The following is a 25,328-nucleotide window of genomic DNA, read 5'->3' on the forward strand; positions in this document are numbered from 1 at the left end:
AAAGTTCAGTTTACTAGTAGTTTTGGTAAAGGTTTTTGAATTATTTAATATTTAAAAAAACTAAAGTTCATGAATTTATAAATTTTAAAAAATTTAATTGAAGTTGGCAGTATGAAACATTTAATTCTTCTTGCCATGCTCATTAGTATATTTAAAATTTCGTACGCACAATATGCTACTCCATATCTGGCAACTAATAAGATGCATATCAACCCAATTGGTGCGGTGTTGCGAGAGACTGGTAATTTTCATTATGGCACACTTGACACTGGAAGAGTTTTAAGAGGTGAAATTGGTTTTTCTGCAATCGGCCACACTTACGGCGCTGAAGCTGAATATGTGACAAAAGCAGGTTACATTGACAATACTAACAATACAGTAATGAGTTTTCGTGGCTCATACATTATAGGTGAGTTTTTCACACTTGGTTACTCAAATAAATCACAAAATGGTGATAATAAAACAGAGAATAGTGAATTTGGACTAGGATTAAAAACTCAAGGATTTCACGCGAGTTATCTGTCTAGCGAAAAGAAAGTTGATAATACTAAATATTCCGTAGTAAGTAGCGCAATTGGAATTGTACAAAGTATTTCATTTGCTGAATGGAAATTTGAGTATGCTAGCATAATTGCTAGTGAAGACGCCCATTCCAGTGCTCAAACCGTCTTTGAACTAAGGTCAGATAAGCTAATATTGTTGCTTGAAGTTGAAGATGGAAGTAGTTATGAAAGGCAACTACTAGGATTTGGTTGGGATAATTTAGACGACTTTGCCTTCAGAATGGATTTACATTCTAAAAATTATGAAAATGGTGAAACAGAAGCAGGTTTTAGACTAACAGCAGGTTTCAACTACGATCGTAGAAAAAGCTGTGGTTGTTGAGTTGTTAGCATTCTTTGAGGTATGGAGCGTAACAAGAACAGATTTTTGTCTCTACCATTTAGACTGTTCTAATAATATGCTCCCGTAGTTTAAGTGGATAAAACGTTGGATTCCTAATCCGAAACTCTGGGTTCGAGTCCCGGCGGGAGCATACTCAGATAAAATCGCAATCTATAGAACTTAGCGGGGAAATGGACAGAAATTCAAAATCTTTAGATGGGGAACCGTCATGAAGACCCACTTGCAGCGAGCATGGATATTTGCTCTAGCAGCACTAGGAGTAGCTGAAGTAGCTCGGGCACAGGTGGCAACCCCCTATCTCTCTAGTAATCGCAGTCATATCAATCCGGTTGGAGCCGTTTGGCGGGAAACCGGAAATCTACGCTATAACATGTTGGATGCTGGAAATGTATCCAAGCAGGATATTGGCTTTTCACTCATTGGAGAAAGTGCTGGGGGTGAGGTCGATTTTGTGATTAAAGAGACCTTCGATGGTGGGGAAAATTCCACAAATGGAACTGGTTTCCGAGGTGCCTTTATATTGGGTGAATCATTTGCGATTGGCTATGGGATGGGAACCCACAATGGTGATATTACTAATGAAACAAGCGATTTAGGATTGGGTCTGAAATTTTTTGATAACATTTACGCGAGCTTTCTCTCCCGAGATGGTAAATCAGGAGAGGATAGCTACTCAGTTGCAGGCTTGGGAGCAGGGATCATTTCTGGTAATCCGACAGATCTACAGTGGAAGTTTGAATATGCGAGCCTATCTGCCACTGAAGATGCATATTCGACTTCACTGACCGTGATCGAAGCCAAGACCAATGAATTGAATTTCTTTCTCGAAATGAATGATGGTAAAAACTTTGACGAACAATTACTTGGGTTAGGGTGGGAATATCCGGATAGTTGGGCTTTTGGAGTGGGAATGTACAGTCGTGATTCGGAAAGTGGTTTTAAATTCACGATTGGCTACAACTACAAGAATGTTTCAAGACTAAGTAGTGGAGGTTCACAACCTCAGCAGCAAGAACAGCAACAGCAAGAACCACCACCCGAGGAACAGGCACAGTAATTTAACAGATCGAATATATTTTGAATGACAGAACAGCTTAGATGGAGTGATGGAGTTCCTTGGTCTGTAAGGTTTGAAGATATATACTATTCCCAGAGTGACGGTTTAGCGGAGAGCCGATATGTCTTTCTGCAGGGGAATCGTGTAGCCGAAAAATGGAATAAAAAACATATTTTTCGTATAAGTGAAACTGGATTTGGGACAGGCCTAAATTTTTTGGCGACTTGGCAACTTTGGCGGAAGACCCGAGTTCATGGTAGTTGGTTACACTTTGAATCGACTGAAGGCTTTCCACTGAATAGAAAGCAATTGAAGTTAATCCACCAAGAGTGGACAGAACTGAAAGAACTCTCGGAATTGCTACTGGCTCCAAAGAATACTACCAGTGAATTTCTTAATGATTGGCAGGAGTGGCCGGAAGAAAGGATTACGTTAAGGTTGCATCACGCAGAGGTATTACCAGCACTGCGAGTCATGCAATCAAACCAAGTTGATGCCTGGTTTCTGGATGGGTTCAGTCCCAAAAAGAATCTTGAGATGTGGACAAGGGATGTTTTGCGAGAAGTGGCTCGTATCACTTGTCCTGAAGGAACCTGTGCTACCTACACGGCAGCCAGTCATGTGAGAAAGAGTCTGGAAGACTCGGGCTTTGTGATGAAGAAGATCAAGGGCTTCGCGCAAAAACGCGAGATGTTACATGGATGTAAATTGTAAAAGAGTTAGAACATGGCTCGGGTCTGGGTTCTGGGCGTGGGATCGTTTGCTCATGCAATGGCACAAATTTGTCGAGAAGATGGTGCCGAGGTTAATACTTACCTGACTAGAAATTATGGCCACTATGGAGCCTCTCTTTGTGGAGAGGTTTATGAGGCCCGGAGGCATCCGCAACTGCTAACGCTCTTTGACAAACATCCACCAGATCTAGTGATCCCTATGTCAATTGATTGGCAAACCCAATCATGGGGACCTGATTTGGTACAGTGGGGTATCCCCATTCTCTCTCCGGTTAGAGAAGCTACTCGATTGGAAGTGGATCGGGATTTCGCAATGCGGCTTTGTGAGCAATACGGTATCCCAATACCACGTAGTCACTATGCTAGAAATCGTTTGGAGGCTGAAGAAATTCTTCGCAATGATCCAAGGCCTTATGTGTTGAAAAATCCGATTTGTTCACCCTTCAGTCCAGTACATACGATTGTTTGCGAAACGGTAGAGGACACGTGGGGCTGGATAAGATGTGTTGATTACGCAGAAGGACTTTTTCTCCAGGAGTATCTGGGAAATGTGGAAGCAGGTCACTTCGTTTTCGTGAGCAATGGCGAAATTATTAGCCAGATCAGTAATCAGGAGTACAAGCGAGCCTTCACAGGGAACATGGGGCCTGTCGCTGGAGCTCCCTTAGGAGGGATCGTTGAGCAGGATCCTGCAGATCGGTATGGATTAGCAAAGGATTTAATTCATCCGCTGCAACCGTGGCTAAAGAAAGTGAACTTTCACGGTCCACTGCAAGTCACTGCAATGAGGCAACAAGATCGCTGGGTACCAATTGAATATAATGTGAGAATGGGAGTGACGTCCGGTGCTCTCTGGTTACGCATGTTAGAAAATCCGGTAAAGACTTTGTGTGCTGTAGCTAATAACCAGGCCGTCAAAACCAAATGGCGAGATTCTATCCAAGCAGGAGGAACACTCACACTGGCTGGATATGGTTATCCTTACATTGTGGAAGATGTACCGCCATTACCAGTGCGAATAGAAGGAGAGATAGACTGTGATCTCTGGTGGAATGAAGTCCGATCAGATTCACTGGGTATCTACACAGAATCCCATAAGGGCCTAGAAAAAGGGCATCGAATCGCTGATGTGAACGGCCTTGGAAAAACTGTTGAAGAGGCACTACAAAGTGCATATCAAAACATAAGTAAGCTTCACTGTTTACATAGTTATTTTCGAACCGATATTGGTCAAACTCTTTGGCCAATTGGTGTCGGCTTTTGAGCAAACCAGTAGGTTATAACCCTACTAAATTTTTAAGATTCACTGCATTTATCTTCGGATAGATGTAAGGAATCTTCATCTGGGGAATCTGGCGAGATTCTCCAAGAGATGATCTTTGACAATTGAATCTGAAAAATTAACCACTATTGCCGGCAAGTCTCTCGGCTAAGCAATAGTTCAAGCAAGGTAGAAATAAGACTACTTCGCTTGAATCACGCTGACCGTTTTTCCAGTAGACTTGCCTTGGCAAAGTGTAAATTAAGACAAATAGTATAGAATTCTGGTGATCAATTTCGAAATCCTTAATGCACTAAACTTTCCCTAAGAGTTTCCTAAAATATTAATTATAGTTAGTTGTGTACAGAACTGTTTTTGAATCAAAAATATAATAAGTCTTAGATATTAATAAAATCTAAAATTTGATTTTAGATCTGATTATAGATAATAGAGTATAGTTTACGGTTCTAACGATAAAATAGCTAAAGATAAATATTTAAAGAATTAAATGAAATATTCTCAAATATATATGAATTGGAGGTGAACGTCTTTAGCTATGGTTCATAGAGTGATTCTTTTGATAGTACAAGAAGAAGTAATCGAGTACCACTAACTGAATTAGTCACAGTCGATAGCAGTAAATTTTTGAGTTCTTATAAATTTCTCTGTCTGTCCTAAGTTTTTTCGTTGTCGCAAATAAAATTAATTAAAGTCAATGATCTCAAAAAAACTCCTATTTAGAACCACTCAAATTTAGCAAACTGGCTTCTTTCGCAGAAAAGCTACGAAATAAATCAGGTCTACTGAAAATGTATTTCTGAACCTCTATATAAATTTCCATTATTTTTTCAATAAATTCTACCAATCAGCAAGAAGCTATCTTGTGATACACTCCATCTATTCTGCTGATAATTAGTATTCTGGCCCCTTCGATATGAAGGCTGAGATTGCTTTTCTAAACCACCAACTATTGACTCTGCAAAGAGTATCACTAAAATTTAATTCCGTGGAGAAAATGTAAGTCAAAAATGAAACTTTGTTCCTGAAGATAGTCTCCCCAGTCTGAACACCTTAACTACCATCAACTACTATAACTTCAGCAGTGGAAAGATGTGCCTCAGGCTCATCAAAAACCAGTCAAGTAACCATCACAGGGCCTTCGCTGTAATGCTTGTGGCTCGAAAGTTCACTAGAGGCAAACGTCGCTCAAACTCTGATAAAGCTGTAAGAGCGTGGTGAGCTAGCTGAGCATGTCCAGATTTGACTTGAAGAAGTAGGTCTAAGGATATTGGGAAGTTTGGGGTTTGACAACAACTCATAAAATAGTTGTAAATCCCTGGGTATTGGGAAGTTTGGTACTTAGCAAACACAAAAAATTAGTGGAAACACCCATCATTGAAGAATCGACTTTGTCTTGCTAGAGGAACTGAACCAATACTTGCGTAGTTCTAATCCATTTTTTGCCTTCCCCAAGATTAAATTACAAATATCTGACATCATCCAACCTACTCGGATTTATCTTCTTTTTCGCAGGTTACAAGATAACCTCGTCTATATCTAGGGTTTTCAGCAATTGAGGAATTTATTTCTGCGAATCTTGATTGATTTTTTCACCATGAGATGTTAATTTTCATCTATAAAGTAAAGTCAAATATTCCGATTTCAAATAAAGCAGTATTAGAGCTGATCTTGCCAAGATTATAGATTCATAACTTTAAGAAATTTATAATATTTCTTTGGATGTAGTGCTACAGAATATTTTACAGTGAAGTCTAGCTAGGCAATGTCTCAGTTGATAGTTGAACGAATTGAGTTGAGTGATGGCAGCCCTGAGATAGTAGTGCAAAGATACAGGAATTGAGTATTAACTGATCATGAACCAGTCTACGCTATGGAGTATTAACTGATCATGAACCAGTCTACGCTATGGACCATGTTAGATAACTCTATCAATTGCTAAAGTGTCTTCTAGCTGTCTTGATTAATATGCTCTAATAGAAAAACAAGTCTTTTACATGCTCAATGTTTAGACTTTCTCAGAAAAAAAGCTGCACCGTTCATCAACTACGATGGAAAAGAAGACTTCCATCTTGGCTTAGAAGAATAATGATTCCCTGCCTTTCAAAATAAAGTTGTTTAGTTCACTTTTGAATGCTGTCTTTTTACCTCTGCAAGGAGACTCAAAAGAGCGTGAACAAATCCAGTAGTAATAATGCTATTATCCTTGATAATATCGTTGATATTTAAAATTTATTTAGCTGATTATTAAGTAGTTTCAAAGAAATTTTCAGTATAGTTTAATACTCACCTTATCATAGAATTTAATAGTACAAACTGATCAAGTAGTGAATCAGTTTGAATTTAAATGATTCGATCTGTGTAGTGAAAGTCTTACAATGTTAGTCTAATCCGTTAGAATCAACTGTCATCCAGTTTTCAGGCAATCTGTGCCATAGTCCATGGTTGATAAGAGCTTCAATAACTTGAAAATCTTTCTAGTCATCTTGACCGATCCACTGCCAAAAAAACCTAAGTACCTTACTAAAAGTAACATCAGTTGCCATCTAGATATAGAATTTAAACTTTCTTAATGATGGCTTTACAGGATTTATTAACCAGCACGAGAAAAAGTTCTTCTTTCTTATATTAGTTAACTTATAATTAATTTGCGGTCTGAACAAGTCATTGGAAAACTGTTTTGTGATGTACCCAAAGGACTCTGCCAACAGCTCCAAGTCGTAGTCTTGATAAATATGAGTTTTGAGCCTGCTCTTTAACGGCGGGATCCTTTCGTTGGTGTATCGCCTAAAAGATATGTTAACAAGCTCGTCAAAATTAGCTTTTAATCACTCAATGCTTATCGAGGAGAATGCTCTGGATGAACACAGTGAAGATATTGTATCATTAGATTTCAAAATCTCAGAGATAACTTCATTTATTCAAACTATGCAATTACTCTAACTCCACTAAAATTTTGATTTAATCGTTGGTCTTCAGATTTTTAAAGAACTGAAAAATAGATTTCTACCGATAAAAATAATACCTTGTTGGTAAAAACATAGCTGCTCCATACCTCCTAAATTTTTCTTGAATCAGGTAATCGAGCAATTACTTGCGTGGGGTGAAAACAAGAATTGTGTTCAATGAATTTTTGAAGGCACTCCTTACCCCAACCCCACCAATTAGGATGGAGAACAAGTACTAACTCAGCTTGATCTTGATGCGGCTGGAATTCTTCCCATCCCATCAGTTTGTTTTGGTGGAGGAGTGCTCAAAGACCATACCCATGAGTTTCCCAATACGATTCTTTGATTAGGACAAATCCCTTTGCGTCTTCAAGTGTAAAGGGAGTTCTGAGCAAAGGGAGGTGTTTAGCATGCTTTGGGTGGTTCATCATCGCCACCCAAGCCTCTGTTTCGATTTCATGCATTCTGTGTAAGGCAAGTTCTGTCTTTGACTTGATACTCATAATAGCTTTTATCCGTAAAATGTAGTCTGGAATTTTAGTCTGCTAAGTAGGCTCTTATTCCTACTAATACGGTCTTTCCGAACTGAATTCTATAAATTGATGGAAAAATTTAGACTGGAGTGAATTAGTTTTTTCCATCTTCATGCGGAAGACTGTAAAAATTCTCTATTTGCTTATTTTCTCCCCCAAGTTGTAAAGCCCTAGCTTCATAAAATCGAGATTGTTTAAAGAGTGCTTCCAAGTATTAGCTAAAATCTAAAGTAGGTCTTGGATACGAGTTTTGGGGTTGGCGCAGTTGTGTCGTTTAGACAAATGAAGTAATCTCCGAGATTTGGAGATCTAAGGATGCAATGTCCTCACTGTGCTCATCCTGACTCTATTCGCTATGGCACCAGCCGTGGTGTCCAACGCTACCGTTGCCAAGCCTGCCGACGGATCTTTCAGACGCTACAACGTGGCAAAGATCCAGCCCTCAAGCAACAGGCCTGTCAGCTCTATCTAGAAGGGATGGGGAGGCGAGCTATCGGCTGGGTTCTCAGGATCCATCACAAGACTCTCTCTCGCTGGTTGGTGCAAGCTGCCCAAGCACTCCCAGCAAGCCCACCACAGACCGAAGCCTGCTCCTTCATCGAAATCGATGAACTCTGCACTTTGATCGCTAAAAAAAGTCCCAATGTTGGCTCTGGCTAGCGGTGGACTCCATCTTTGGCAAGGTTCTCGGCTTTGTCTGTGGAAGGAGGACGATCAAAACCGCTAAGGTCCTTTGGCAGCAGATCAAGCACCTGCCGACGATGGGCTATGGCACGGACATGCTGAAGTCCTACGAGAATTTTATCCCACAGGCCAAGCATTACCCGGGAAAGACCTTCACCACACAAATCGAATCACTCAACTGCCGACTGAGGCATTATCTAGCAAGGCTCCATCGTAAAACGCTTTGCTACAGCAAATCAAAAACGATGTTGGAAGTTTCTTTGAAACTGCTCATCTTTAAGCTAAACAACCCTTAAGAACCAACGCCTCTAGATCTTTTTAATTCAAAAGCTGTTTAGTAGGAATACATACAGTTTTGATTGACAATTCTAAATGGCCTGTGTGATAAATTGAAAAAAAAGAGAATATGAGCATCAAAAAGAATGTCAGAAGTATATTAGAACCTGCACTCTGGTTTATTTGCTTGCTAGTCATATGGCAAATGATTGTGAAGGTATTCGAGGTGCCGATTTATGTACTGCCAGCACCGAGTGACTTCATTGAGCGTATCTGGACGGACTACGAAAAACTTTTATCACATGGATGGATTTCGACAAAACTAATAATTTGGGGATTTTTTAGTGGAGCAATTCCAGGAATTGGTCTGGGGTATTTAATCGCTAACTTTCAATGGTGTGAAAAACTGCTCTACCCGTTGGTGGTATTTATTCAAGGATTACCCAAAATCACACTAGCCCCACTGATGTTAGTTTGGTTTGGTTTTGCGGATTTTCCAAAAATACTTTTAACAGCCTTAATCACTTTTTTCCCAGTTCTGGTTGATAGTGTAATTGGTTTTAGATGTGTAGATAAGCGAATTTATTATTTAAGTCGCTCTACAGGGGCTAATTGGTGGCAAACTTTTAGATTCATTCAACTTCCAAGTGCAGCTCCATATATTATTTCTGGTTTTAAAATCACAATTGTGGTTGCAGTAACTGTGGTGATAGTTGTGGAGTTGTTAAATTCCCAGAATGGACTGGGATACTTGGTCTTGAGGGGAATGACTGGGAATGACACTCCTCTCATTTTTGCAACCCTTGTGGTTGGATCTTTGATCGGCGTAATTCTAAGTTATTGCGTTGATTTAATAGATAAACTGCTACTACCCTGGCGCTCAATAAAATGAGAGTTAAATTTAGTAGTAAGACAAGATTTCATTTTTAACCTTAAGGAGAAAAATGTGCAATTTTTCAAAAATACTTGTTCAGATGGCACTCCTAGCTTTCTTTTCATCAGTCGCGATGTGCTTCGCAAACGCTGCTGATAAAATAAAACTGACTATGAACTGGACTGCAGATACTGCTCATCTTGGATTTGCGCTAGCCCAAAAAAATGGATATTACGCCGAAGAAGACCTTGAAGTTACTCTTGAAGAAGGTCGAGGATCTTCAGTGGCTGCTCAACTGGTAGCCACAGGACAGTCAGAACTGGGTTATGCAGATGCCGGGGCGGCTCTGAATGTGGCTTCTAAGGGTGCTCCCATAAAAATCATATCGACTATTTGGAAGTCAGGCCAATTTGGTATACAGTACCTTGAAAATTCGGGGATAAAGGAACCTAAGGACCTGATAGGTAAAAAACTATCCGTTCCACCTGGTTCAGCTCAAGTTCCGCTGGTACCGTTGTTTCTAAAAGCAAACGGTATAAAAGAGTCGGAAGTGGAAATTGTTTTGGCTGCCCAAAATGCTAATCTTGGTTTGCTTACTTCTGGACAGATTGATGCTGTTGCTGAAACACCAGAAAACACTGTTGTTCCGCTTGCCGCACAGGGTATCAAGGCTGGCAACATGTACTTCTATAACCATGGTGTCCCTATTGTGAGCCTGAGTCTTATCGCAAGAGAAGACAAACTGGCCCAAAAACCGGAAGTTTACAAAAGATTTATTAGAGCAACCCTGAAGGGTTGGCAGGAGGCGATCAAAAATCCTGAAGCTTCTGTTGATGCCCTCAAGGAGGTGTTTCCTGAGTCTCAAAAATCAAGAGATGCCTTACTTAAGAGTGCAGCTTACAGCTTTTCTTCAGCTTGCCCAGGTGGTGTAGGAGACAAACTGGGGCGCACAGAAGCGAGCACTTGGAAAACAATTGGAGAGATTTTGCAATCTGTTGGGAAACTTGAGTCCAGTAAGCCGATTACTGCTTACTTCACCAACGATTTTCTTCCAAGTACTTCCGTAAATTGTCCCTAATTCAAAGCGATGCGCTAGCCTGAAAACTAGTGCATCACAATCTTCATTATCAATTGAATTATCTTCAAGTAACTCCCCCAAAAAGTAGTTTAAAAATTAGACTGCAGGTAAATTGGGTCAGTAGTTTAATTTATCCAACAATTTCTGTAATTATTTTTCTAAGTATATGGGAATTGTTAGTCTGGTTTTTTGAAGTCCCACTTTGGTTAGTCCCAAAACCTTCAGATTTTTTGAATCGCTTTTTCTCTGATTTTTCAATAATTGCTAATCATGGTGCAGCTACATCTATTACCATCATTAGCGGTTTTTTGTTAGGTATATTTGTCGCTGTACCTTTAGCATTGCTGATTGTATCTTCAGATTTCTTACAGCGGGGGCTCTATCCAGTAATTGTTTTTCTTAATATTATGCCAAAAACAGTTATCGGACCAATTCTGATTGTTTGGTTTGGAATCGGGCCTCTTGCCGCAGTTATTATTGTTTTTTTAATGTGTTTTTTCCCGATATTAGTAGACAGCATGTCCGGATTTAGAGCTGTAGATTCAAAATTATTTTACATAACTAAATCAATGGGAGCGACAAGTTGGCAGAATTTTTACTACATTCGTTTACCTGCGTCATTACAACATATTTTTGGAGGGATGCGTATTGGAATTGTAAAGGCAGTTGAAGGTGTTATGATAGCTGAATTTATATCTTCAAACGAAGGCCTCGGATTTATGATAATGAGAGCTTCAAGTTTCATGGACATGACCTTACTTTTCAGCGGACTAATTGCAGCAGCATTAGTCGCCCTACTTTTCAACTCTCTCTTATTGACAATTGAATGGCTAATGATTCCATGGAAACACCAATAGGAGTCCATAAACATTGAGAATCAATAGTGTGTGTAAATGATTGAGTTAGCAAATACAAATTACAATTTGGCTTCAGATGCTCCCTCCAAATCAATCGAGTTTGGTGCCTCCATCCGCGCAAGCGGAATAACAAAAATCTATGGTAATGATCAAGATGCTTTTCATGCATTGGGGCCTATTGATCTTGAAATTAAATCAGGAGAATTCGTCAGCCTTATCGGCCCATCTGGTTGTGGAAAAAGTACTACACTGCTGATTGTCTCTGGACTTGAAAAAGTCAGTCAGGGCTATGTTGAAATAAATTCTGAACCACTATCTAGACCGATCTCAGAGGTTGGGATTGTCTTTCAAGATCATTTGCTTCTAGAATTTAGGACAGCAATCCGAAATGTCATGCTGCAGCAGGAGATTCGTGGGCTGAATCGCAAAGAATATCAAGAAAAAGCGAATAATCTTTTTGAAAAATTGGGGCTAAAAGGCTTCGAGAATAAATATCCAAAACAACTTTCTGGAGGAATGCGCCAAAGGGTCTCAATTGCCAGAGCTTTAATTCACAACCCATCTATGCTTTTGATGGATGAACCATTCGGGGCATTGGATGCTATAACTCGGACTCAAATACGGCATGACCTGGAAATTCTTTGGCTTGAGACGAAAAAAACTGTTCTTTTCATAACTCATTCTATTGAGGAAGCAGTTGGACTCTCCGACAGAGTACTTGTTATGTCAACCAGTCCAGGCAAAATTATTGATGAAATCAAAATAGATCTTCCCCGCCCAAGACCAGCACACCTTGGTGATTATCCAGAGTTCAGTTCATATAGTAAAAGAATTTATAACATTTTTGAGAGGCTTGGAATCTACCGCTTCAAGTGACCTTATTAAAGAAAAAGCCAGAATAAATTATGAAAAATTTTGTTATGATTGGAGCACCTGTAACTTATGTTAGAACTCCTGATCTGTTAAAGGATCATTTTAAAAACAGGGGTATTGAAGTAAAAATTGATGCCAAGCATGTAGAGTCGTCTGATCTTGAGAACTTCATGAGTTTCATGAAGAATAATTTGGCTATCGACGGTTTGCTGGTGACAATGCCACATAAAAAGTCAGTTTTAAAATACTTAACGAACTTATCCAAAACTTCCCTTCTTTTAGGAAGTGTCAATACTATCAAAAGAATAAATTCAGGAGGGCTTGCGGGGACTCAGTTTGATGGAATAGCGCTTGTAAATGCACTTTCCAAATTCGGAGTTCCCCTCAAAGAAATAAGCATACTTTTAGCTGGTGCAGGTGGTGCCGGTACTGCAATTGCCCTGGCATTGTCAGAACACTGTAAAATGCTTACTATTACAGAAAAAGACAGTGAACTCGCATTGTCCTGCATTTCAATGCTTGCAAAGCACAGCGATGGAAATTTTAAATACTTGGCTGGTGCAGATATTAAGAAAACACATTATGACCTTCTCATAAATGCTACCCCTCTCGGCATGCGTGAAAAAGATCCAAGTCCATTTGATGATGAATTAATTTCGAGGGCAGATTGGGTTGCAGATATTGTTTACGATCCCCCGGTGACTAAATTGGGTTTGACCACCGAGAAATTAGGGAAATCCCTGATCAGTGGTCGTGACATGGTTAGAGGACAAATTGAACCAATTGCTGATTGGTTGTTGGACTGCGAGGCAACATAATTAATGCAAGTACTAAGTTTCAAGAATTCTGTTTCCTAAGTTCATATTCCAATCGATAAGTTCCTGGCGCCCTCAATACTTTCAATCCATCTATTTGTGCTATAGATGCTGAAAATTCTTTGCAAACATTAAGTAGTGCTTGAGCCCAACCTGATTCAATAATTACTACCAGATCTGGTACTTCATTGGTATTGGACCTAGCTTTTCTTTCAGAAGTCTCTTTGTTGCTAGCTTCCAAATCAACAATACATAAATGGACACCGCAAACCAAAGAATTTTGCATTTCAATTTTCTTGAGTAGATTAGTTGTTTCATCAATTATTTGATTGTTTGCATCAAACTGAAATCCAGCAACGATTATGTTGCCACCTTCACCCATTGATTTAGAATAATGTAATCTGGTAAGGCCACGTGTAACATTATAGAAATCTTTTACTGTATCAATCGTAAGTGGTGTTGGTTTGTTGAGCCTTTCCAAATAATTATTACTCTGTAAAACATCCATAGAAGTTGTTTCGTACAAAGTAAACCATTCAACTTCAGCATCCTGTCTTATAAATCTTCTACCTCTCAAAAAACCCGGGATATTGACACGTTCAGGTATATGTTCACTATCGTGCCAAAAATAAAATTTCTCTCTAGCTGCCCAGCGTATGTCGTTCCAGATCGCAATCACACCATTACCCATTAAACTCATAGTTAAACATCCTTAAATTTACAATTAAAATCTTAAATAAATAGAATGGAAAAAGAAAAAAAAGTAGATTCAATATTTTACATTCTACAAAATTTGCAGTTTTGAACGCATGAGAATGGAATAAGTACCAATCAATCATACGAAGTGCCTAAAGTGTTTTTAATTTCCTTGCAAGATTTATTGAACAATAGACTTGTAGGTCTTTACTGACTCTGAGTTGGATTTCTGTAGTTTTTTCTTTTACAGCTGTGTGACTGCTAGGGTTTTGGTCAGTTCATTCTTGGGATTTTTGCCAACCTTTACCTGCCGATTTACTTCATTTAGCATTTAGGCTCTGATTGATTTGCAATAGCCTTGAAAGAAAAGGACTAAAATGTTTTTCGAATTTTGTGTCTGATCTTTGTGAGAGTCCGGATAAAATTATTGCGGAGCTTCTCTTGTCGTAGGTGTTGTTGATTGATGACATACCATCGACCATTGACTAAAGTTGTCATAATACTTGAAATGTCTGAAGTATAGACAATAGTAGAAAGTCGATGGCTCTTCGGTGATGCAGACAGCAATGGTTGGGATGCATCATATACTACAGCATCGAAAGGCTCACCTACAGATAGTGGTTGATCAGAATATCCAGTGGCAGCACGTCCATGCAGTATAGCTTGCTTCAACGCAATTTCCCCACCTTCATCAGAACCTTCAAAACAATAGGCGTTGCGCTTTTGATGACGCAACCTTTGTCCATAGTCTAACCAACGCAATTCCTCGCATGGATTGAGGCTAATGTGACTGTCTGTACCAATACTCCATCGCCCTCCAGATTGCATGAAGGCACGCAAACTAAAAAAGCCGTCGCCAAGATTTCCTTCAGTCGATGGGCAGATTACAACATGGGCCTTCGAACGAGCTAGCTGCTGTACTTCTTCACCATTCATATGAGTGGCGTGAACTAAATGATAGTTTTCTCCGAGATAAATATTTTGTAGTAACCAAGTGATCGGTCTATTACCAAGAAACTGTTGGGCTTCTACAACTTCTTTTTGTTGCTCAGCTACATGAATGTGTCTAGGCACTTTTGCAGGAACTGATTCGAGAATTTCGCAAATGGCCGGAGGGGAAGCCGCACGCAAAGAGTGAATTCCCATACCGAGCTTTGAATTGGCGGTGTTATCTACAAGTTTTTTGGTTTGAGAGAGCAGGTCGAGATAGTCATGTGCTGTTGGGGAGATAAAACGTCTTTGGTGAGGGTTCGTTTGGCCCTGAAATCCGCCTCTCTGGTAAAAGATTGGAATGAGTGTGAGCTTAATACCTGTTGATTGGGCAGCATTCAGTAATGCTTGCCCCATTGCGGCCTTTTCTTCGTATGAAGAACCGTCAAGATTGTGATGTAAATAATGAAATTCGGCGACAGCAGTGTATCCGTGACGGAGCATCTCAGCGTAGAGCATTGCCGCAATATCCTCCATCTCCTCTGGTGAAATAATGTTTGCGAGTTGATACATTGCCTCTCGCCAGCTCCAAAAATCATCTTCTGCACTATGATATGGGAGATTTTCTGCAAGGCCCGCCAAAGCATACTGAAAGGCATGCGAATGAGCATTGTTATGCCCTGGTATTGCAAAACCCCTGATTCTTTCTATCGGTTCTTGAGTCTTGGATTCTTCAGAAATTGAAAGAATACGCCCCTCTGAATCAAGCTGTACAAATGCTGGTTCAAACCATTGCCTTGTATCCCAAAGAGCCTCAAAACAAAGGTTTATCCTAAAATCAGGTTGGTTATGCATGCTGGTTCTTGTAGCAGTAAATTCAAATGTGGATTTTGAGTTGGCTTGCTAGAGCTATGAGAGTTTTGATTAAAATTTTTCTTATCTTATCAGCTTGATCTGGGAGATAGGTTGAAGTTTCCTCATCCATGTAAATTGACTTTGCCATTTCAAGTTGAAGTGCATGAACACCTTGTTGAGGATTACCGTGGTGACGAGTTATATATCCTCCCTTGAACGGATCATTTTCAAGAAAGTCATAGGACTTGTCTTCTGAAAGATGAGAAACAGCGACCCTGATTAGCTCAGCGGAAGCACTGTAACCATTTTGGTTTCCTAAAATCAGGTCAGGGAATGGGTCTTCTCGAATGGTAGGAACAGATTTACGTATAGAATGAGCATCCCATAACAGAACATGAGGAAAGGTTTGCTGGAGTTGCTGGAGTTCTTCCTGCAGTCGGAGGTGATACGGATGAAAATAGCGCTCTCTGCGAAGTTGGATATTGTCATCTGTAGGAGGCGCTCGAGAGTATAATGGTTGCCCAAAGAAAGTATGTGTAGGAACGATTTGAGTTATCGCACGACCATCCTCATAGAGTGGCTTTCCCGCAGGATCCCGATTGAGATCGATCACATATCGACTATACTGTGCAACGATCATTGTGATACCTAGTGCAGGAGCAAAGTCGTAAAGTTGGTCCACAAACCAGTCTGTGTCATCTGGATACTGGAGATGCTTTTGATCGAATTGTTTGTAGAGATCCTCTGTAAAAAGTGTTCCACAGTGTGGAACACTCAAAAGAATAGGAAGTCGATGTTTGTTAGGCCGAATAATCTTGTAGGCTGGGGGATGTACTTTCATCAACTCTTTCTAGTTGAAGCTTAATTCAAAGAGATAGGACACAACTAAACTTTTGATGCTGTTGTGGACAAAATACTCAGATTTGCTTGATGAGTCATCATAGTAGATCAAAAGAAATGGCAATCAGTTGTCATTTGACCCATTGTTTTGGCAAGTTCTAGCATATTGTTTTTACCTCAGTTAGCTCAGCACTGCAGGCCTCAGTGTCATGTTCGCCAGGCTTTTGTTCACTACATTCAGCAAAGTATTTTATTAGAATTTGGGGCAGTAGTTTGTAAAGGTTTACTATCGTCTGATTGCATAATTCTATCCGAGAGTCGAACATTTAGAGTTGGAAAGGTCTTGACCCCAAAAAAAGATTGAGCGATCTTTGCGTCGAACGGCATTAGAATTCGTCAATGCCGTCTCATTCTCTTAATCAACGTGAAAAATGGAGAAAACCATGAAGCGATCTTTGCTTGCAGTAGCCTGTATGCTAATAGGACTTTCAACGACGAATGCCGCACAGACAACTCTAAACGTGGGCATGGGATCTGCCGATGCAGGGAAATTAGATCCGCATCTTGCTACGACAACGCCTGACAAGGGGCTTTTGCACTGGATGTATAACGGTCTTGTCCGAATTAAACCCGGACAAGCCAGCCCAAAGTTTATTGAGCCAGACCTGGCCGAGAGCTGGACCTCATCAGCTGATGGTCTAACTTGGACATTCAAGCTTCGCAAAGGTATACAGTGCCATGGCAAGTACGGTGAGTTTGACGCTGAAGACGCAGTTTTTTCTATTCAGCGAGCAGCCAATAAGGATACATCCAGTTTCGCAAAAGATTTTGGCGCCGTCGGTAGTGTTGAAGCAACCGGTTCGTATGAAGTCAAAATCACTTTGACAGAACCTGTGCCGAGTCTGTTGGGTCTGCTAGTACCGTATCACGGTGGCAATATGGTCTGTAAGGACGCTGTCGAGGATTTAGGGGAAGACTACCAGCGCTCCCCGATTGGTACTGGACCTTTTATGTTTGCTGAATATCAGCCACAGCAGTACGTAAAACTGGTTTCAAATGAAGATTATTTTAGAGGGGCGCCCAGGATCAAGGAGATCTATTACCGTTACATCCCATCCGATGCAAGCCGCGACTTGGCATTCCAGTCTGGGGAGATTGACCTGATCTATGGGAAACAGGATCAGACCTGGGTAGATCGCATCAAGAAGATTCCAAACACTGAGGTAGTAGTGATGGAGCCTGGTGAAATGTCTGTCATTCATCTTAATATGACAATGCCCCCTCTTGATAATCCACTGGTTCGCCAGGCTGTTGCTCATGCCATCAATCGCGATTTGATGGTTCAATTTAAGGGTCCAGGAGTTACCCGTAAGTCTGTCTCAATTGTTCCGGAAGGATATCTAGGCTACACCGACGATATCACTAGATACCCACATGACCCAGCAAAGGCAAAAGCACTACTCGCGGAGGCTGGTTTTCCAAATGGTGTGACGCTGAAGACAATTCACACCACACTCTCAGGGATGCTCTCGACCATGGAGGCAGTGCAGGCTACACTAAAAGAAAGCGGGATAAATCTTGAGATCACAACTGTTGAACATGCCACTTTCCATGCACAAATCCGTAAGGATCTCTCACAAGTGGTTCACTATTCAGCAGCACGTTTCCCAATTGCTGATGTATATTTAACCCAGTTTTTTGATAGTGCGTCAATCGTCGGTACACCTACAGCAGTAACCAACTTCTCACACTGCAATGTCGCAGACGCTGAGATCCGAGCGGCCAGGGTTGAGTCTGATAGTACAAAGCAGTTGGCACTTTGGAAGACAGCACAGCAAAAGATCACAGACATGGTCTGTGCTGTGCCCATCTTTCAGAACCTGCAGCTTTGGGCTTGGAAGTCCTCACTTGATCTTGGAGTTAACGTAAAGGGTTCTCTCAACCTTAGTCCACCGGTTACTGAGAAAGCATATTTCAAGAACTGATAACGGATAATGCCCATTTTTTACCAGGGCGTCGCTTGCCAATTGGCTATGCGCCCTAAGGCTCTTAACGAGTAATGAGCAGCTTCATCATCCGGCGGCTTGGTTTTGCCATTGTAACGCTCTTCGCAGTTCTGACGTTGGTCTTCTTCATTGTCAGAATCTTGCCAGGGGATCCTGCAATGGTGATTCTTGGTGATCAGGCAAGTATGGAGGCCATTGATGCACTTCGTGCTCGGCTGGGTCTAGACCGTCCGCTCATCGTTCAGTACGGCGATTTCATGGTTGGTGTACTCTCTGGCGACTGGGGGACCTCAATGGTCTCTGGTCGCCCAGTCATCGCCGAAATCCTCAAGGTTCTACCGGCAACTATTGAACTGACCCTGGTCTCGCTGGTCTTAGGGGCATTAATTGGTATTCCTCTGGGTATCTGGTCAGCTGTAAAACGTAATCGTCTCCCAGACTACTTCACTCGACTCAGTTCGCTGATCGGGCTCTCTTTTCCGGCTTTTGTCTCAGCTATTCTTCTTCTGTTGGTTTTCTCCATCCAACTTCGCTGGTTTCCTGTAATTAGTTCCGGACAAGGCACAACTCTCGTGGATAGGCTGCGCGACCTTGCGCTACCAGCAATAAATCTTGGTCTGATCATGGCCGCCTACATTACAAGAGTAGCTCGCTCTTCGATGTTGGAGGTTCTTGGCCAAGACTATATTCGTACTGCACGAGCCAAAGGCATTATCTTTTCCCAGATCATCTGGAGACATTGCTTGCTTAATTCTATGATTCCTGTGGTTACTGTTGTGGGCTTGTACCTTGGAATCTTGATCGGTAATTCTGTGTTAACAGAGATTGTTTTCAACCGCCCAGGCCTAGGTAAGTTGATTGTGGGAGCATTAAATCAAAGAGACTACACAATGCTTCAAGGCATGATGGTAATCTATACCCTGATTGTCGTTGTGGTAAATTTACTGACTGATCTAACCTACGGTTTTATTGATCCGCGAGTAAAATATAAATGAACTCGCCAGAGCAAACCCCGACACAAGTTTATTGGCGTACTAGTCTTAGAGCCATCTGGTTTGGTCTCCTCACAGCTTTCAACTCAAATAAAACATCCTGGGTAGGCCTTGTATTGTTCCTTCTAGTCTGCTTAGCCGCAATTCTCGCACCTCTGCTCGCGCCGCATGATCCACTCGAACAAAGTATCTTGTATAGACTGAAGCCTCCAACTGGGGAGTACCTTATGGGTACCGATTATTATGGTCGTGATACTTTATCCCGGCTCATTTGGGGTGCCCGGATCTCGTTAACAATTGGTTTACTTGCTATTGGTGCAGCCATGATCATTGGTTCACTGATCGGCCTTGTTGCAGGATATTTTGGAGGGAGAACTGACATAATCATCATGCAGACAATGGATGTGCTACTGGCTTTCCCATCTCTAATCCTCGGATTGATTGTAGTTGCGATGCTGGGGCCAAGTATTACCAACCTTGTGATAGCCATTTCATTTACTGCGATTCCACCCTTTGCAAGGATTGCGAGGGCTCCCACAATGGCTATAAAAGAGAGGGAATTCATCGAAGCTGGTCGCGCCCTTGGCTATTCCGACCTAAGACTAATGCTCTGCCATATTCTACCGAACATTCTTCCAGAAATATTGGTGATGGGTTCGCTGTGGCTAGCCACAGCAATTAGAGTCGAGGCCTCACTTGCCTTTATCGGCCTAGGTGTTTCACCACCAACACCAACATGGGGTGGGATGATTAGGGAAGGATTTGAAAACATCCTGGATAGTTTCTGGCTCGCACTCTTTCCAAGCATTGCTATCCTTATCGTTGTTTTCTCGCTGAATCTGCTGGGTGACGGGCTTCGTGATGCCATTGACCCGAAACTTAGGGATGAGCAGTGAATGACATTGAAGAAAATCTGATACCACCAGTACTTCGTGTACGAGATCTGACTACTTCCTTCAGAGTAGGTGGAGTCTGGAGGACTGTGGTGGACCGCATTAGCTTTGAAATTGGAGAGAAAGAAACGCTGGCAGTAGTAGGAGAATCTGGCTCAGGGAAGAGTGTTACTGCGTTGTCGATCATGCGCCTCGTTTCAGCTATCAACGGAAGAGTGGAGGGCCACATCACATTAGAAGGCCAGAGTCTTTTAGACCTCCCAGAGGAGGAAATGCTCACAGTACGTGGTGGATCTATCGGTATGATCTTTCAAGAACCGATGACTAGCTTGAATCCACTGCTGACGGTTGGCTTTCAAGTTTCTGAGGCACTGCGCCAACATCGCAACATGTCTCCTACCACAGCAAACAAAGAGGCGCTACGCCTATTCGATCTGGTTCGTATTCCTGACGCTGCCAGGAGATTTTCAGAGTTTCCCCATACCTTCTCTGGTGGTATGCGGCAAAGAGTGATGATCGCTATTTCTCTTGCATGCAAACCTAAACTCCTCATAGCCGATGAGCCAACCACAGCATTAGACGTCACCATTCAAGCACAAATCTTGGAACTAATTCGAGATCTTCAAAGCGAAATTGGTATGTCGGTCATGTTTATTACTCATGACATGGGAGTTGTTGCAGAGATAGCAGATCGGGTCGTAGTGATGAAGTCTGGCCAACAAGTGGAGCAGGCACTCGTCACCAATCTATTCGATAAACCACAACACTCTTACACGCGTCAATTACTCTCTGCCGTACCAAAACTTGGGTCACTGCGGGGCATAAGTCTGCCACAGAGATTTCCTAGCATTGACCAATCCATCCCTGAAAGTAAATTCCAAACTATTCCAACAGAAGAAGCCAACGAGTTAGACCACAGAGGGGAGACAATTCTTGAGGTTTGTGGACTCACCACCCGCTTCCCAGTTTGTGGTGGGCTCTTCAATCGGGTTGTTGGCAATATTCATGCTGTTGAGGACGTGTCATTCAGTTTAAGATCTGGTGAGACTTTAGCTTTGGTTGGAGAGAGCGGTTGTGGGAAATCAACGACTGGACGGTCAATTCTGAGACTGGTTGAGCCAAATGCTGGTTCGATTCAACTAGGTGGAATTGATTTGATGAATCTTACCCAATTGGAATTGCGTCGGGTGAGGCAGCGACTACAAATGATTTTCCAAGATCCTTATGGTTCGCTAAATCCACGCAAAACCATCGGTGCATCGATCCGTGAGCCCATCGTTGTCCACGGAATTGCAAAAGGATTTGATGCTGACCGGCAGGTCACCCATCTGCTTACACAAGTAGGTCTGGGGCCTGAACATGCCACTCGCTTCCCCCATGAGTTTTCAGGAGGACAGCGTCAAAGAATATGTATCGCCCGTTCGCTGGCCTTGAAGCCAACTGTTTTGGTGGCAGATGAGTCTGTATCCGCGCTCGATGTTTCCATAAAAGCACAGGTGATTAACCTGATGCTGGACTTACAGGCTGAGATGGGATTGTCCTACCTGTTCATTAGTCATGATATTGCAGTCGTTGAGCGTATCAGCCACAGAGTGGCAGTCATGTATCTTGGACAAATCGTAGAGATTGGGCCTCGGAGTGCCGTAATTGAGAATCCAAAGCACCCATACACCCAACAACTCATGAACGCAGTGCCCGTACCTGATCCTCGCCAGCGAAGGGTTCGAACTGGTCTTATGACTGAGGAAATCAAGAGTCCGGTACGACCTGTGGGCTTCACACCAAAAATTTTACCAATGATGGAGGTTGGAGCCGATCATTTTGTCCGCAAATGGGAATAGAGCCCCTACTAACCATGTAAGGTGAGTGAGCTTTGCTTTACTTCTTGATCTTGGAATCTAGATCGTTGGAAAGCGTTGAGAGGAAGACGTGGGGTCTCATTAAGAACAAGATCTCGCACTAGTAGAGATGTCATCGGTCCGATACCAAAGCCATGTCCAGAGAAACCTGCCGCGATAACAATACCATCGATTTCTGGAGTCCGTTCAATGACTGGCAATGCATCAGGTGTCAGGTCTAGGAGACCAGCCCAGATTTTAGCAATTTTCGCCTCACCTAATGCTGGAAGAACACCAGAGACATTCTCAATTGTGCGTGCAATACTTGAAGCTGTAGGTGCTACTGCTGGTGGGGGACCTTGCACAAGCTCCCCATGCCAATCCATGGCACTGCTTGTAACTCGAAGACGCCCATCAATCTGTTGGCGCCCAGCACAGTTTGCATTGGCTACCCCAAAAACAGGTTTTAGAAGTGGTTGCAATGGTTCAGTTTGAATGACAGTGACCATTGGAATGCTTAAAGGGATACTAAGGCCAAGCGGAGCTAGTAAGTCGTTAGAATGGATGCCAGCAGCTACTACACAAACACTGCCAACTATTCTGTCTTTTCCAGTACTGATACCAACAAATTTGTCGTGGTCAACCAAGATTTCACTTGCAGCTTGACCCAAGAAAAATCTAGCACCATGACGCTCTGCTGCTGCCCGGAAAGCCATGACCGTAGCATGTGGCTCAGCATGCCCGTCAGTCCTGCAAAAAGAGGCTGCCAGAACCTTTGGAGAGATCGCTGGAGCAATTTCATGAATCTCTGCTGATCCATCTAGAAAGATCACATCCAAGCCCGCCTTGCTCTGAGCTTTAACCAGGTCTTGGATCGTTTCAACTTCGTTCTCATCCCGAGCCAGTCGTAGGTTGCCTTCTTGCCGATAGCCAGTATCTGCTCCAAGTTCCTCACTTAGTTTAGGCCACATTTTCACTGCTTCAATTGCTACAGGCAACTCAGCTGGGTGGCGACCAGACTGCCTAACACCAGCCAGTGTCCAACCTGATGCCATCGCTGCTGGGGAGAAGCGCTCAATTACGGTGACTTGATGGCCTTCTCGAGCAAGTTGGTAGGCGCTAGCACAGCCATTTATACCAGCTCCTACAATGATAATATCTGATGATGACATGCGCAGACCTCTACTATACTATTGATGATACATTTGGTTTTAATCTAATTCATTTAGATAGTGCACCACAAAAATTCTTGCATGACACTGAGATGGAATATCTCTCACCATGCAGATCAATTGGACTGATAATCGGGTGTGAACTTTTACCAAAATAAAACTAGAGATAAGTGGTGTATGGAGGATAACTAGTTAATCATGACTGTTTGGAAAAAATTAGAAACGAAGAATATTAGTAGGTTATATACTTGAGCAATTAAAGCGGTCGAAACCATACTTACTAAGTATATTGATGGTACTTTAACTCTGATAAAGTCTATTCATCAAGCAGACATTACTTTCTATTTACACAAAATCTGGATTACTAGCCTTTGACTGCACCCATTGTCATCCCTTTGATAAAATATCACTGGAAAAAAAGAAAAATAATAATCGTAGGCAAGCTAGCAACTAAAGAGAGCGCGCCCTGAACTCCCCAAGCAACAGTATACTGTCCACGTAAATTAACAATTCCAATCATAATTGTTCTTTTTTCGTCAGACTGGGTGAAGATGAGAGGCCAAAGAAAATCATTCCAAATCCAAGTAAATTGTAGGGTGGCTAAAACAGCCAACGCTGACAAACTTAATGGCATAACAATTTTTGTTAGAATTTGCCATTCATTCGCCCCATCTAGTATGGCAGCTTCACGTACTTCAATGGGAATTGTTGAAAAAAAGTTGCGCATTAACAAACTACAAATTGGAATTCCCAACGCAGTATGAACAAGAAAAATTGGCCAAAGTGTATCGATCAGACCAATACTGTTAAACAGTCGGAATAGCGGAATTAATATTACTTGAGGAGGAAAAAACATTCCCGAAACAAGAATCAGAAATAGTATTTCACTTCCATGAAAGGGCAATTTTGCAAAAACATAGCCTGCTAAGCTACCAAGTACAATAGATGCAAAGGTTGCTGGAACAGTTACTAGTAATGTATTTATAAAATATTGACCAACAGCAGGATTGTTAAAGACTTCAACATAATTTCCAAAATAAAGTTCACTAGGAATTCTCCATAGTTCTCCTAGAGCAATGTCCCTTGTAGTTTTAATCGATGATAATAAAACACCAACTGTGGGAGCTAAAAAAAGAATTGATAAAATCAATAGAACAATAAAGATTACAACTGGCCAAGAATGAATACCTGAGTCATAAATTTTTTTATAGCCAAACATTTAAATTTTTAAAGAAATTTATTGAATTTCAATTTGAGATATAACTTTTTCTAACTAATTAAAAATTTAGAATACTAATTTTATTTATCACTAACCATAAATCTGATCAAACTTCCGAAGTTGCCTAAAATAAATTCCAATAATGATCAATGCAATCAAAAATAAAACTACTGAGATACTACTTCCATATCCAATAAGATATTTTTTAAAACTCTCATTGTACATATGCATTGCCAAAGTATCAGATGAATTAAAGGGTCCTCCCCCAGTCATGATGTATAAAATATCAAAACCCTTCAATGAATTAATAACAGAGAGTGCTATGACAACAACAGTTGATGGAACAAGTAGAGGTATGACTATATACCATATTCGCTGCCATGTCGTAGCACCTTCACTCACACTACTTTCAAGTATTTCAGACGGAATTGCAGTGAGTCCAGCAAGATAAATGACCATTGATAACCCTGTCTGTTGCCAAGACCAAGCAATAATCACCGAGAAAAGAGCACTATCTGGCTTCGCAAGCCATGCGTAACGAAAACGATCTCCAGTGATCTCTTCAATAAATGTGTTGAGTAGTCCCCAGTTTGGTTGATAGATCCAGATCCAGATTTGTCCCACGACAATAGCTGAAAGGCAGATGGGTAGATAAAAGATCGTTTTAAAGAATTTTCCACCACGAACTTTTGAGTCAAGTAAAAGGGCTAGTACAAGACCCAGTAAAGTTGGTAGTAGTAGTGCTGAAACCATCCAAATGATGGTATTTATTGTTGCCTGAAAAAACAGACGATCTGTCCAGATCTTTTGAAAATTACCTAATCCTACAAACTGATAGTTACTACTGAAGCCGTTCCAGTTTGTAAAACTATAGTAAAATGAACTAAGGAGAGGCCAGACGATTAAGACAGAAAATACGAGAAGTGGGGGTGTAAGGAGGACGATTCGCCAGAAGCGTTTATCGCGTTCCATG

The 25,328-nt window shown here is 41.5% G+C and carries 22 protein-coding genes and 1 tRNA gene; 16 read left to right on the forward strand and 7 right to left on the reverse strand.

The window, feature by feature from the left end:
* Nucleotides 1-111: 111 nt before the first annotated feature.
* From P8O70_18410 to P8O70_18430, 5 genes are all read left to right on the forward strand, one after another.
* Nucleotides 112-885, forward strand: coding sequence for a hypothetical protein (locus P8O70_18410; GenBank protein MDG2198813.1), 774 nt, complete (start codon nt 112-114; stop codon nt 883-885).
* 78 nt (nt 886-963) lie between these two features.
* Nucleotides 964-1,036 (forward strand) — tRNA-Arg (locus P8O70_18415).
* 78 nt (nt 1,037-1,114) lie between these two features.
* Nucleotides 1,115-1,963: a hypothetical protein gene (locus P8O70_18420; GenBank protein ID MDG2198814.1), complete on the forward strand. Its 849-nt coding sequence runs from the start codon at nt 1,115-1,117 to the stop codon at nt 1,961-1,963.
* A 24-nt stretch (nt 1,964-1,987) separates the two neighbouring features.
* Entirely contained in the window at nt 1,988-2,677 is a 690-nt protein-coding gene (mnmD, locus tag P8O70_18425; protein ID MDG2198815.1) for a tRNA (5-methylaminomethyl-2-thiouridine)(34)-methyltransferase MnmD, read from the forward strand.
* 12 nt (nt 2,678-2,689) lie between these two features.
* Nucleotides 2,690-3,961, forward strand: a complete 1,272-nt coding sequence (locus P8O70_18430; protein MDG2198816.1) for a phosphoribosylamine--glycine ligase — start codon at nt 2,690-2,692, stop codon at nt 3,959-3,961.
* A 3,268-nt stretch (nt 3,962-7,229) separates the two neighbouring features.
* Here P8O70_18430 and P8O70_18435 read toward each other — a convergent pair.
* Nucleotides 7,230-7,427 carry a hypothetical protein gene (locus P8O70_18435; protein ID MDG2198817.1) on the reverse strand — a complete coding sequence of 66 codons (198 nt, stop codon included), beginning with the start codon at nt 7,425-7,427 and terminating at the stop codon, nt 7,230-7,232.
* A gap of 345 nt (nt 7,428-7,772) precedes the next feature.
* Between P8O70_18435 and P8O70_18440 the strand changes: the two genes are divergently transcribed.
* The 7 genes from P8O70_18440 to P8O70_18470 all read left to right on the forward strand — a co-directional run bounded on the left by P8O70_18440 (nt 7,773) and on the right by P8O70_18470 (nt 12,917).
* Complete coding sequence (locus tag P8O70_18440; GenBank protein ID MDG2198818.1) at nt 7,773-8,117, forward strand: hypothetical protein; 345 nt, start codon at nt 7,773-7,775, stop codon at nt 8,115-8,117.
* Nucleotides 8,118-8,119: 2 nt separating this feature from the next.
* Nucleotides 8,120-8,437, forward strand: a complete 318-nt coding sequence (locus P8O70_18445; GenBank protein MDG2198819.1) for an IS1 family transposase — start codon at nt 8,120-8,122, stop codon at nt 8,435-8,437.
* 110 nt (nt 8,438-8,547) lie between these two features.
* Nucleotides 8,548-9,309: an ABC transporter permease gene (locus P8O70_18450; protein ID MDG2198820.1), complete on the forward strand. Its 762-nt coding sequence runs from the start codon at nt 8,548-8,550 to the stop codon at nt 9,307-9,309.
* 52 nt (nt 9,310-9,361) lie between these two features.
* Nucleotides 9,362-10,369 (forward strand): ABC transporter substrate-binding protein, encoded by a 1,008-nt coding sequence (locus P8O70_18455; protein ID MDG2198821.1) that lies wholly within the window; start codon nt 9,362-9,364, stop codon nt 10,367-10,369.
* A gap of 29 nt (nt 10,370-10,398) precedes the next feature.
* Nucleotides 10,399-11,226 carry an ABC transporter permease gene (locus tag P8O70_18460; GenBank protein ID MDG2198822.1) on the forward strand — a complete coding sequence of 276 codons (828 nt, stop codon included), beginning with the start codon at nt 10,399-10,401 and terminating at the stop codon, nt 11,224-11,226.
* A gap of 36 nt (nt 11,227-11,262) precedes the next feature.
* On the forward strand, nt 11,263-12,102 hold the full coding sequence (locus P8O70_18465; GenBank protein ID MDG2198823.1) for an ABC transporter ATP-binding protein: 840 nt from the start codon (nt 11,263-11,265) through the stop codon (nt 12,100-12,102).
* 29 nt (nt 12,103-12,131) lie between these two features.
* Nucleotides 12,132-12,917, forward strand: a complete 786-nt coding sequence (locus P8O70_18470) for a hypothetical protein (GenBank protein ID MDG2198824.1) — start codon at nt 12,132-12,134, stop codon at nt 12,915-12,917.
* A 19-nt stretch (nt 12,918-12,936) separates the two neighbouring features.
* On the opposite strand, the gene P8O70_18475 is transcribed toward P8O70_18470, so the two are convergent.
* The 3 genes from P8O70_18475 to P8O70_18485 form a co-directional block, all read right to left on the reverse strand.
* Nucleotides 12,937-13,614 carry a hypothetical protein gene (locus P8O70_18475; GenBank protein MDG2198825.1) on the reverse strand — a complete coding sequence of 226 codons (678 nt, stop codon included), beginning with the start codon at nt 13,612-13,614 and terminating at the stop codon, nt 12,937-12,939.
* 368 nt (nt 13,615-13,982) lie between these two features.
* Entirely contained in the window at nt 13,983-15,395 is a 1,413-nt protein-coding gene (gene hutF / locus P8O70_18480) for a formimidoylglutamate deiminase (GenBank protein ID MDG2198826.1), read from the reverse strand.
* Nucleotides 15,396-15,417: 22 nt separating this feature from the next.
* Nucleotides 15,418-16,236 (reverse strand): N-formylglutamate amidohydrolase, encoded by an 819-nt coding sequence (locus P8O70_18485; GenBank protein MDG2198827.1) that lies wholly within the window; start codon nt 16,234-16,236, stop codon nt 15,418-15,420.
* A gap of 442 nt (nt 16,237-16,678) precedes the next feature.
* Between P8O70_18485 and P8O70_18490 the strand changes: the two genes are divergently transcribed.
* The 4 genes from P8O70_18490 (at nt 16,679) to P8O70_18505 (ending at nt 21,967) form a co-directional block, all read left to right on the forward strand.
* Entirely contained in the window at nt 16,679-18,220 is a 1,542-nt protein-coding gene (locus tag P8O70_18490; protein ID MDG2198828.1) for an ABC transporter substrate-binding protein, read from the forward strand.
* A gap of 74 nt (nt 18,221-18,294) precedes the next feature.
* Entirely contained in the window at nt 18,295-19,236 is a 942-nt protein-coding gene (locus P8O70_18495; GenBank protein MDG2198829.1) for an ABC transporter permease, read from the forward strand.
* Entirely contained in the window at nt 19,233-20,129 is an 897-nt protein-coding gene (locus P8O70_18500; GenBank protein ID MDG2198830.1) for an ABC transporter permease, read from the forward strand. Before P8O70_18495 ends, P8O70_18500 begins: the two co-directional genes overlap by 4 nt.
* Nucleotides 20,126-21,967 (forward strand): ABC transporter ATP-binding protein, encoded by a 1,842-nt coding sequence (locus P8O70_18505; GenBank protein ID MDG2198831.1) that lies wholly within the window; start codon nt 20,126-20,128, stop codon nt 21,965-21,967. The genes P8O70_18500 and P8O70_18505 overlap by 4 nt, the downstream gene beginning before the upstream one ends.
* Before the next feature lie 8 nt (nt 21,968-21,975).
* On the opposite strand, the gene P8O70_18510 is transcribed toward P8O70_18505, so the two are convergent.
* The 3 genes from P8O70_18510 to P8O70_18520 all read right to left on the reverse strand — a co-directional run bounded on the left by P8O70_18510 (nt 21,976) and on the right by P8O70_18520 (nt 25,327).
* Nucleotides 21,976-23,136 (reverse strand): FAD-binding oxidoreductase, encoded by a 1,161-nt coding sequence (locus tag P8O70_18510; protein MDG2198832.1) that lies wholly within the window; start codon nt 23,134-23,136, stop codon nt 21,976-21,978.
* A 406-nt stretch (nt 23,137-23,542) separates the two neighbouring features.
* Complete coding sequence (locus P8O70_18515) at nt 23,543-24,355, reverse strand: carbohydrate ABC transporter permease (GenBank protein ID MDG2198833.1); 813 nt, start codon at nt 24,353-24,355, stop codon at nt 23,543-23,545.
* Between the two features lie 90 nt (nt 24,356-24,445).
* Nucleotides 24,446-25,327, reverse strand: coding sequence for a sugar ABC transporter permease (locus P8O70_18520; GenBank protein MDG2198834.1), 882 nt, complete (start codon nt 25,325-25,327; stop codon nt 24,446-24,448).
* Between the last annotated feature and the right edge of the window lies 1 nt (nt 25,328).

It is taken from the genome of SAR324 cluster bacterium (genome assembly GCA_029245725.1).
In the GTDB taxonomy this organism is placed as follows: Bacteria; SAR324; SAR324; order SAR324; family NAC60-12; genus JCVI-SCAAA005.